The organism is Mesorhizobium sp. M1A.F.Ca.IN.022.07.1.1 (assembly GCF_003997575.1).
Lineage (GTDB): Bacteria > Pseudomonadota > Alphaproteobacteria > Rhizobiales > Rhizobiaceae > Mesorhizobium.
Genome location: NZ_RZST01000285.1, coordinates 1 through 7,882 on the forward strand (window position 1 = coordinate 1; position 7,882 = coordinate 7,882).

General features: G+C 62.9%; 9 protein-coding genes. 5 read left to right on the plus strand and 4 right to left on the minus strand.

All coding sequences use genetic code 11. The features are described from left to right. The first annotated feature begins 17 nt into the window (after positions 1–17). On the plus strand, positions 18–908 hold the full coding sequence (locus EOA75_RS24950) for an alpha/beta fold hydrolase (protein WP_127248025.1): 891 nt from the start codon (positions 18–20) through the stop codon (positions 906–908). Here EOA75_RS24950 and EOA75_RS24955 read toward each other — a convergent pair whose 3' ends face one another. After that, positions 909–1,958 (minus strand): DUF1176 domain-containing protein, encoded by a 1,050-nt coding sequence (locus EOA75_RS24955; protein WP_127325409.1) that lies wholly within the window; start codon positions 1,956–1,958, stop codon positions 909–911. 145 nt (positions 1,959–2,103) lie between these two features. On the opposite strand from EOA75_RS24955, the gene EOA75_RS24960 reads away from it, so the two are divergent. Further along, the gene (locus tag EOA75_RS24960; protein WP_095827832.1) at positions 2,104–2,607 is read left to right on the plus strand and encodes a DUF1993 family protein; all 504 of its coding nucleotides are present in this window, start codon (positions 2,104–2,106) and stop codon (positions 2,605–2,607) included. 51 nt (positions 2,608–2,658) lie between these two features. Here EOA75_RS24960 and EOA75_RS24965 read toward each other — a convergent pair whose 3' ends face one another. After that, positions 2,659–2,823, minus strand: coding sequence for a DUF1127 domain-containing protein (locus EOA75_RS24965; RefSeq protein WP_082954041.1), 165 nt, complete (start codon positions 2,821–2,823; stop codon positions 2,659–2,661). Between the two features lie 384 nt (positions 2,824–3,207). Here EOA75_RS24965 and EOA75_RS24970 point away from each other — a divergent pair, with 384 nt between their 5' ends. The 3 genes from EOA75_RS24970 (at position 3,208) to EOA75_RS24980 (ending at position 6,156) form a co-directional block, all read left to right on the plus strand. Beyond that, on the plus strand, positions 3,208–3,666 hold the full coding sequence (locus tag EOA75_RS24970; RefSeq protein ID WP_127325410.1) for a hypothetical protein: 459 nt from the start codon (positions 3,208–3,210) through the stop codon (positions 3,664–3,666). A gap of 117 nt (positions 3,667–3,783) precedes the next feature. Next, positions 3,784–4,851, plus strand: a complete 1,068-nt coding sequence (locus EOA75_RS24975) for an aldo/keto reductase (RefSeq protein ID WP_067328473.1) — start codon at positions 3,784–3,786, stop codon at positions 4,849–4,851. A gap of 36 nt (positions 4,852–4,887) precedes the next feature. After that, the gene (locus EOA75_RS24980; RefSeq protein ID WP_127325411.1) at positions 4,888–6,156 is read left to right on the plus strand and encodes a cysteine desulfurase-like protein; all 1,269 of its coding nucleotides are present in this window, start codon (positions 4,888–4,890) and stop codon (positions 6,154–6,156) included. Position 6,157: 1 nt separating this feature from the next. Here EOA75_RS24980 and EOA75_RS24985 read toward each other — a convergent pair whose 3' ends face one another. Then, positions 6,158–7,186: a histone deacetylase family protein gene (locus EOA75_RS24985; RefSeq protein ID WP_127325412.1), complete on the minus strand. Its 1,029-nt coding sequence runs from the start codon at positions 7,184–7,186 to the stop codon at positions 6,158–6,160. Then, positions 7,183–7,680: a GNAT family N-acetyltransferase gene (locus EOA75_RS24990; protein WP_095780600.1), complete on the minus strand. Its 498-nt coding sequence runs from the start codon at positions 7,678–7,680 to the stop codon at positions 7,183–7,185. The genes EOA75_RS24985 and EOA75_RS24990 overlap by 4 nt, the downstream gene beginning before the upstream one ends. Positions 7,681–7,882 lie beyond the last annotated feature (202 nt).

Genomic DNA, 7,882 nt, shown 5'->3' on the forward strand with positions numbered 1-7,882 from the left:
TTTCGCATGGCTTCGGAATGTCTTTGCGCTGCCGAACTTTCCTCACTTTGCTCGCCGCAACAGCTTTTTCGCTCTCTGCCGCCGAGGGCCAGACGTTGTCGCTGAAACCCTTCAAGGACGAGCTTTTCGCCTACCCGGCGACGCTGTCGAGCGGCGACAACGGTGCCTATACGGTGCTCGACTATCGCGAGATGCGCGACATCAATCAGCGCGACGAGGTGCCTGAAAGGCGTGTGCATGCCCAATATATCGACCCCGGCGTGCGCAAGATGCAGCAGGACTTGATGCTGAAGACCGATGTCGGCGATGTCCGGCATGTCGCAGTCGGCAAGACGCAAGGTGCCGCCATCATCGTCCTTTACCTGCACGGGCAGGGCGGCAGCCGCAAGCAGGGCGTCGACGACTTCACCTTTGGCGGCAATTTCAACCGCCTGAAGAATCTGATGGCCGAAAATGGCGGTCTTTATCTTTCGCCGGACTTTCCCGATTTCGGCGACAAGGGCGCCGCCCAAGTCGCGGCTTTGATCGACCACTATGCAGAGACATCGCCCGGCGCGAAAATCTTCGTCGCCTGCGGCTCGATGGGCGGCATTCTCTGCTGGAAGCTGGCCGACCGCAAGGATATTGGCGCCCGCGTCAGTGGGCTCCTGCTGCTCGGCTCGCTCTGGGACGAAAGCTTCTTGACCAGCCCGGCGTTCAAGCGCCGCGTGCCGGTGTTCTTCGGCCAGGGCAGCCGTGACGTGGTTTTCCAGGTTGAGAAGCAGGAAGCCTTCTTCCGCTCGATTCTCGCCAAATCGAAGACCTATCCGGCCCGCTTCGTGCGGTTCGAGACCGGCACGCATGGGACGCCGATCCGCATGGTCGATTGGCGCGGCACACTGAACTGGATGCTGACGAAAGCGCCCTGATCAAGGCGGCGTGTTGTAGTCCAGGACGGTCTCGGGATTGATCTCGCCGTCGTAGGACGCATCGACATCATACTGCACCAGCGAGAAATTGCCGTGGCGGAACAGATAGGTGCCGGTCGATGAAGCGTCGCCGACGCCGCGCCATTTGTTCATCGAGGTGATCGTCTGGGTCTTGTCGTCATATTCGGAATTGACCAGTTGGTCGTCGGTCTGGAAGCCGATAATGTGGATGCCCTCGACCTTGCCTTCGCTGTTGTTGTTCTCGTAACGGATGTCGAGTTCCGGCGCGGCGAACTGCAACTGCCGGACGCCGGACACATCGTCATAGATGTAATAGACCGCGCTTTCATTGTAGGCGGCCATCGAGCAGAAGAAGCGGAAGAGCCGCGTCTCGCGCTCCGGCTCGTCGGCTCCGGCGTCCTTGTCCTTGTAATGGATCGAGTAGGCGTCCGGCTCGCCGGCCGGCTTGCCTTCCGGGTTCTCCTTGTCGCACTGCTCGCCATAGGCGGCGAGGAACGCCTTCCTGGCCTGTTCCAGCGCCTCGTCCTTCTTGGGCGGCGGCGGGCCGTCGCCGCAGCTTGTCGGCACGGCATCCTGGAAATCCGAAGTCGACGGCTTCAGGGCGCCCTTGTCGATAAAGATCGGCTGGAACGGCGGTTCCTGGATCTGCGCGTTGACCTGGCGAAGCGTGTAGCAGCCGGCAAAGATTTTGGCTTCGCCCTTCTTGTCGGTGGCCTGGATGGCGACAGGGACGCTGTAGTAGATGCTGCCGGCAGCACCCTCGTCCGATACCGCGCCGGTCTTGACCTCGACCGTGTCGGTGCTGTCGTAGCCTTTAACGAAGGCATCGAAATCTTTTGCCGGCTTGGTGTCGCCGAAATAACCCCAGGCGCGGGCGAATTCATGCCGGTTGATCGCGCTGTAGAGCGAGCGAACAACAGCCTCGGCACTGGACCGGTCGTCGATATAAGCGGCTTCGGCTGCAAGCGCCGACCGGCCGATGGCCGCAAGGGAGAACAGGGCAGTCGCTGCGAGAATGGCAGGTCTCATCGGGAATCTCCGCTCGATAACGAAAATAGTACCACCGCGATTGCGGCGAGGCGGTGACAGGGGCGCACGGGCTGCTTGAAGAATCGAGCCGGGAAGCGCTAGCTCACGGCCCGCGGCGCTGACGCCGCCTGGGGAGATAACTCACGTGACCATATCCATGTACGATATTTCGGTGGCCGTCTTTTCGGCCCGGCTGAAGGCGCTGGCCAGCGTGCTGTCACTGGCCGAACAGAACGCCGCCGACCGCAAGATCGACCCGCAGGTGTTTCTGACCGCGAGGCTGGCGCCCGACATGTTCGCGCTGACCCGGCAGGTGCAGATCGCCACCGATCATGCCAAGGGCGCGCCGTCGCGGCTCGCCGGCCGCGAAGTGCCGAAATACGAGGACAACGAGTCCAGTTTCGCAGAGCTGCACGCCCGAATCGCCAAGACGCTCGATCATCTGGCGACATTCTCGGCCGCCGATCTGGACGGGTCGGAGGAGCGGACGATCGAATTGAGGCTTGCCGGACGCGAGGTCTCGATGGCCGGACTGCAATATCTGCTCGACGCAGCCATGCCGAACTTCTACTTCCACATCACCACGGCATACGACATCCTGCGGCACAATGGCGTGCCGCTGGGCAAGTCGATTTTCCTGGGACGCTGACCACGGAGAGGTTTCCCGGCGCGGCCGAGAACCCTCTTTTTCATCGTTGAATCAGCGTATCGACATCTCGCGGGCGATACGCGGAAAGTCGGCCGGCTTGATGCCGATATCGGCGCGGTCGGCGTTGCTCATCGCGTTCAGCAGCGCGAGCGCCGATCGGTAACGCTGTTGTTCCTGCGGCCGCGGCCGCGCGAACATTTCGGTGAAGAACCCCATATTCCAGCCCCTTGTTTGTCCTCCACACGCCGAGAATATAGGTGATTTGTTACAATTGTGCAGTGCAGCAAGCGCATGGCAGCCATGCCTGGTGAATTTTTTCCGCCAAAATCGCTTCTCTTCTGAAACTTTTGCGGAAACTCGACCGTACGGCACGGTCCTGGCGGGTGGGCTTTTTCCTCGCCACTCTGGCGACCTGCCGGTCGGTATCAAATGCAGCGCGGCTTTGATCTTTCCGGCCGGCGTCTGCGGCTGCCACACAATCGTTAATGTCGTCGGCATTCATTTTTAACGACAGCGATCTATGGTCGACGGCAACAATGAACGCCGTTGCGACAGGAGGAGGCTGAGATCGGGACCGGGAACAAGCTGGATTTCGCTTCGTTGCTCGACGACCTCATCATCGCTTCCGAGAAGGGCGAAGACGGGGGCGCCCGGCCCTCTATTCCATTCGACTATCTGTCGGTGGCGGACGAGCTTCACTCCGGCCGCATCAAGGTCGCCGGCGAAAGCGTCGCCGCCGAGTACCGCGAAGCGGGCGCCGACCTTGCCGCCGAGTTCGCCGCGCTTCTCGACCAGGCCAAGCTGGCTCTCGCTGAGGAAGAGCATCGCCCTGAGGAAGAGCTGGCGCCGATCGACCCTGAATCGATTGCCGGCGAGCTCGGCCTCGATCGCCCTGCGAAGGATACCGATTTCGGGCGCATTCGACGCAACTTCGCCTTCGCCAACCATCCGGACCGTGTCGCCCCGCATCTGCGTCAGCGCGCCATGATCCGCATGCAAGTGGCCAACATGCTGATCGACGAGGCCAAGCGGCGCGCGCTGGCCCCGGCACGACGCTAACCGGTTTCCGAATTCACGCAAAAGTCGCCAGGACCGGCTTGGAGAAAATCCGGCCTATGCCTTATGCTTGAATTCCTCCCCGCGCAGCCGCGCGCCACCTCCCGCCGGAGACATTTCATGCAAAAACGCCGCCTCGGTCGGACAGACCTCCTTGTTTCGCAAATCTGCCTCGGTTCGATGACCTGGGGCCAGCAGAACACAGAGGCCGAAGGCCATGCGCAGATGGATCTGGCCTTTTCGCGCGGCGTGAATTTCATCGACACCGCCGAGCTTTACCCGATCCCGCCCAAAGCCGAGACGCAAGGGTGGACCGAGAGGATCATCGGCAGTTGGATGAAGACCAGGGGCAACCGCGACAAGGTCATCATCGCCTCGAAAGTGGTCGGCCGCACGGCCAACGCCTGGTTTCGCGGCGGCCGGCCATCGAAGCTTGTGCGCGCCGACATTTTCGATGCGGTCGAGAAGTCGCTCGCCAAGCTCCGCACCGATTACATCGATCTCTACCAGATTCATTGGCCGGACCGGGACATTCCCTGGGGTTCGAACCCGACGCGGGTCGGGGCGGTAGCGCGGCGGGCCGATGCTGTCGGAGCGCCGGCGGACGAGACGCCGATCGCCGAGACGCTAGCTGTCTTCGAGGAACTGGTGAAGGCGGGAAAAATCCGCCATTTAGGCCTGTCGAACGAAAGCTCGTGGGGCGTCATGCGTTTCCTGGCTGAGTCCGACAAGGGCGTCGGCCCGCGCGTCGCCTCGCTGCAGAACGCCTACAATCTCGTCAACCGCACCTTCGAGGTGAACCTGGCCGAAGTCTGCCAACGCGAAGAGATCGCGTTTCTACCTTATTCTCCGCTGGCGCAGGGCTACCTCACCGGCAAATATGATCACGGCGCGCGGCCGCAAGGCTCTCGCACGCAGCTCTTCAATCGCGGCCAGCGCTACGAGACGCCGAATGCGGCGGAAGTGCTGCTCCAATACAGCGAGCTGGCGCGCTCCTTCGGCATGGAGCCGGCGCTCTTCGCCAACGCCTATGTGACGAGCCGGCCTTTTGTGACCGCGAATATCGTCGGCGCCACCAGCGTCGCGCAGCTCGACATGGCGCTGTCTTCGGTCGAGGTCCGCTGGACGGAGGAGATGCAGAAGGCGGTCGATGCCATCCACCAGCGCGTCGGCAACCCTTGCCCGTGACTGGAAATCATTGAGAAGGACGAAGGGATGGAGGCGATGGCAGATTTTCCGATCGAGCTCGTGCGCGGACGGTTTCCAGCACTTTCGCTGACCGACAAGGGCCGCCGTCGCATCTATCTCGACAATCCCGCCGGAACCCAGGTGCCGCAGGCGGTGGCGGATGCGGTCTCGCGCTGCCTGCTAACGACAAACGCCAACCTCGGCGGCTTCTTCGAAACGACGGTCGCGGCGCAGCAGGTGGTCGATGATGCGCATGCGGCGATGGCCGATTTTCTCGGTGCGGCAAGCGTCGAGGAAATCATCATCGGCGCCAATATGACGACGCTGACCTACCACATGTCGCGCACACTCGGCCGGACGATGAAGCCGGGCGACGAGATCATCCTCACGCGCATGGACCACGAGGGCAATGTCTCGCCCTGGCTGCAGCTTGCAGAGGATCTCGGCCTTGTCGTGCGTTTCCTGCCCTTCGACGACAAGAGCTGGCAGGTCGAGGAAGCGCGGCTGAAGGCGCTGCTTTCGGAAAAGACCAGGCTTGTGGCGCTGAACTATGCCTCGAACGTCACCGGCTCGATCAACCGCGTGAGCGAGCTGACGGCACTCGCCAAGCAGGCCGGGGCGCTGGTCTATGTCGACGCGGTGCAATTCGCCCCGCACGGGCTGATCGACGTTCAGGCGCTAGGCTGCGATTTCCTGGTCTGCTCGGCCTATAAATTCTTCGGGCCGCATATGGGTATATTGTGGGGCCGCCGCGACGTCATCGATGCGCTGAAACCCTACAAATGCCGCTGCTCGTCCAACCACCTGCCGGAAAGGTTCGAGCTCGGCACGCCGCAGATCGAGCTGATGGCTGGGTTGACCGCAGCGGTCGACTACTTCGCCGATCTCGGCGCCGCAGCCGGCGAGGGCGGTTCGCGGCGGCAGCGGATAGCGAGAGCCTTCGAAGTGTCGATCGCTTACGAGAATACGCTCGCCCGGCAGTTGATCGAGGGCCTGTCGAACATCGAGGGATTGACCATCCGCGGCATCACCGACCCGGAACGTTTCGGCGATCGCGTGCCGACAATTTCCTTCACGGTAGAGGGCATCGCGCCGGAAACGATCGTGCGACAGATGAATGCCGAGAACATCTTCCTGTGGTCCGGCCACAACTATGCATGGGAGATCGTCCACCAACTCGGCATTCCGCCGGAGCAGGGCGTCGTGCGCATCGGCATCGCGCATTACAACACAGCCGCAGAGATCGACGAGACGCTGGAAAGCGTACATCGCGTCATTGCAATGCTGAGGCAGGAGCGCGCCTGAACTATCCTTTCTTCCCGCCAAAGCCGGTCAGGAAAGCGGTGAGGTTGTCGCCGAGCGCATCGCAGAGGTAGCCGCCCTCCTGGACGATGACCGTCGGCAGGCCAAGGCCGGCGATCGCCTCGCCGATGCGCGCGAAGCCGGGCGTCGTCACCGAAAGGCCTCCGAACGGATCGCCTTCGAATGCGTCGAGCCCGAGCGCGACAACCAGCGCTTCCGGCGCGAAGGCGCGGATGCGCCGGAAGGCTGTTTCCAACCCTTCCAGATAGGCCGCGTCGCCGGATTTGCGCGGCAGCGGCAGGTTGAGGTTGTAGCCGAGGCCCGCCCCTTCGCCGCGCTCGTTGGCATGGCCCCAGAAGAAGGGATAGAAGCGCACCGGATCGGCATGCAGCGAGACGGTCAGAACATCCGGCCGGGCGTAAAAGATTCCCTGCGTGCCGTTGCCGTGATGCAGGTCGACATCGAGTATGGCGACGCGTCCCGCGTCCTTTCTCAGCACCTGCGCGGCGACCCCCGAATTGTTGATGAAGCAGAAGCCGCCCGCCACGTCGGCAAAGGCGTGATGGCCAGGCGGGCGGCAGAGCGCGTAAGCCGCCGTCGCGCCGGCCATCACGGCTTCGGCGGCTTCCACTGCGCTCCAGGCGCTCCAGAGCGCACTGTTCCAGGTCTCTGCCGAGATCGGGCAGGCTGTGTCGGCCATATGATAGCCGGCCTGGCCGACCGCCGAGGCCGGATAGGAGCCGCCGCGGCCGATTGGATGGATGTTCGGGATGACCTCCGCCGAGGCGCCATCGATGCGTTGCCAGCGCGCGAAGATGTGCTCGAGAAAGTCGAGATATTCGGGCGTATGCACGGCGGCGATCGGCCCAAGGCCATGGTCGTTGGGCCGTTCGATCGTCACACCGGCCGATCTTGCGCCGGCTAGCAATCTCTCGACCCGTTCCGGCTTTTCCGGATTGGGCTGCGGCGCGCCGCTGGAAAGGAAGGCCTTCGGGTCATGGCGCTTCTGTTCCTCGGCATAGAAGGCTTTCATCGTTCGTCCTCCGGCGCGTCGGCAAAGGCAAAAAAGGCCTCGCCGACAATCTTGTGCACCTGCTCGTAGCTCGACCAGCCGATGCCGAGCTTTTCATAGAAGGTCTTCGCGGTTTCGTTATCGGTGTCGACGGAGAGCCTGAGATAGACGCCGCCTGCAGCGCGACACTCCTTGGCCACGCGCCGCAACAGCTTCTCACCGATGCGGCGGCCGCGAAAGCGGTCCTCGACATAGAGGTCCTGCACAAAGACCCCGGGCCGGCCCATCCAGGTCGAAAAGATCGGGAAGTGCAGGCAGAGCCCGGCGAACTCGCCGTCGACCTCGGCGATCAAGGTCGAAAAGGCGGGGTTTGCGCCGAAGCCGTAGCGGCGGAGGTCGTCCGGTGTCGAGGTGATCTCTTGATGCGCGCCGATGTGGGTGCCGAGGCGCAGCAAGGCGGCATGGATGGTCTCGGCATCCTCGATCCGGCCGGGACGGAGGATAATCGTGCTCACGACAAGTAGGGCGCCCGGGCACCCCCCTCTCTCCTGCCGGACATCTCCCCCGCAACGGGGGAGATCAGCAGGTGCACCGACGGCGCTGTTCCTGCAACGTCGGCGATTGGCGAAAGCGACAGGGACATCGGATCTCCCCCCTTGCGGGGGAGATGGCCGGCAGGCCAGAGGCGGGTGCGAAGGATCGCGAACATCTCAGGAC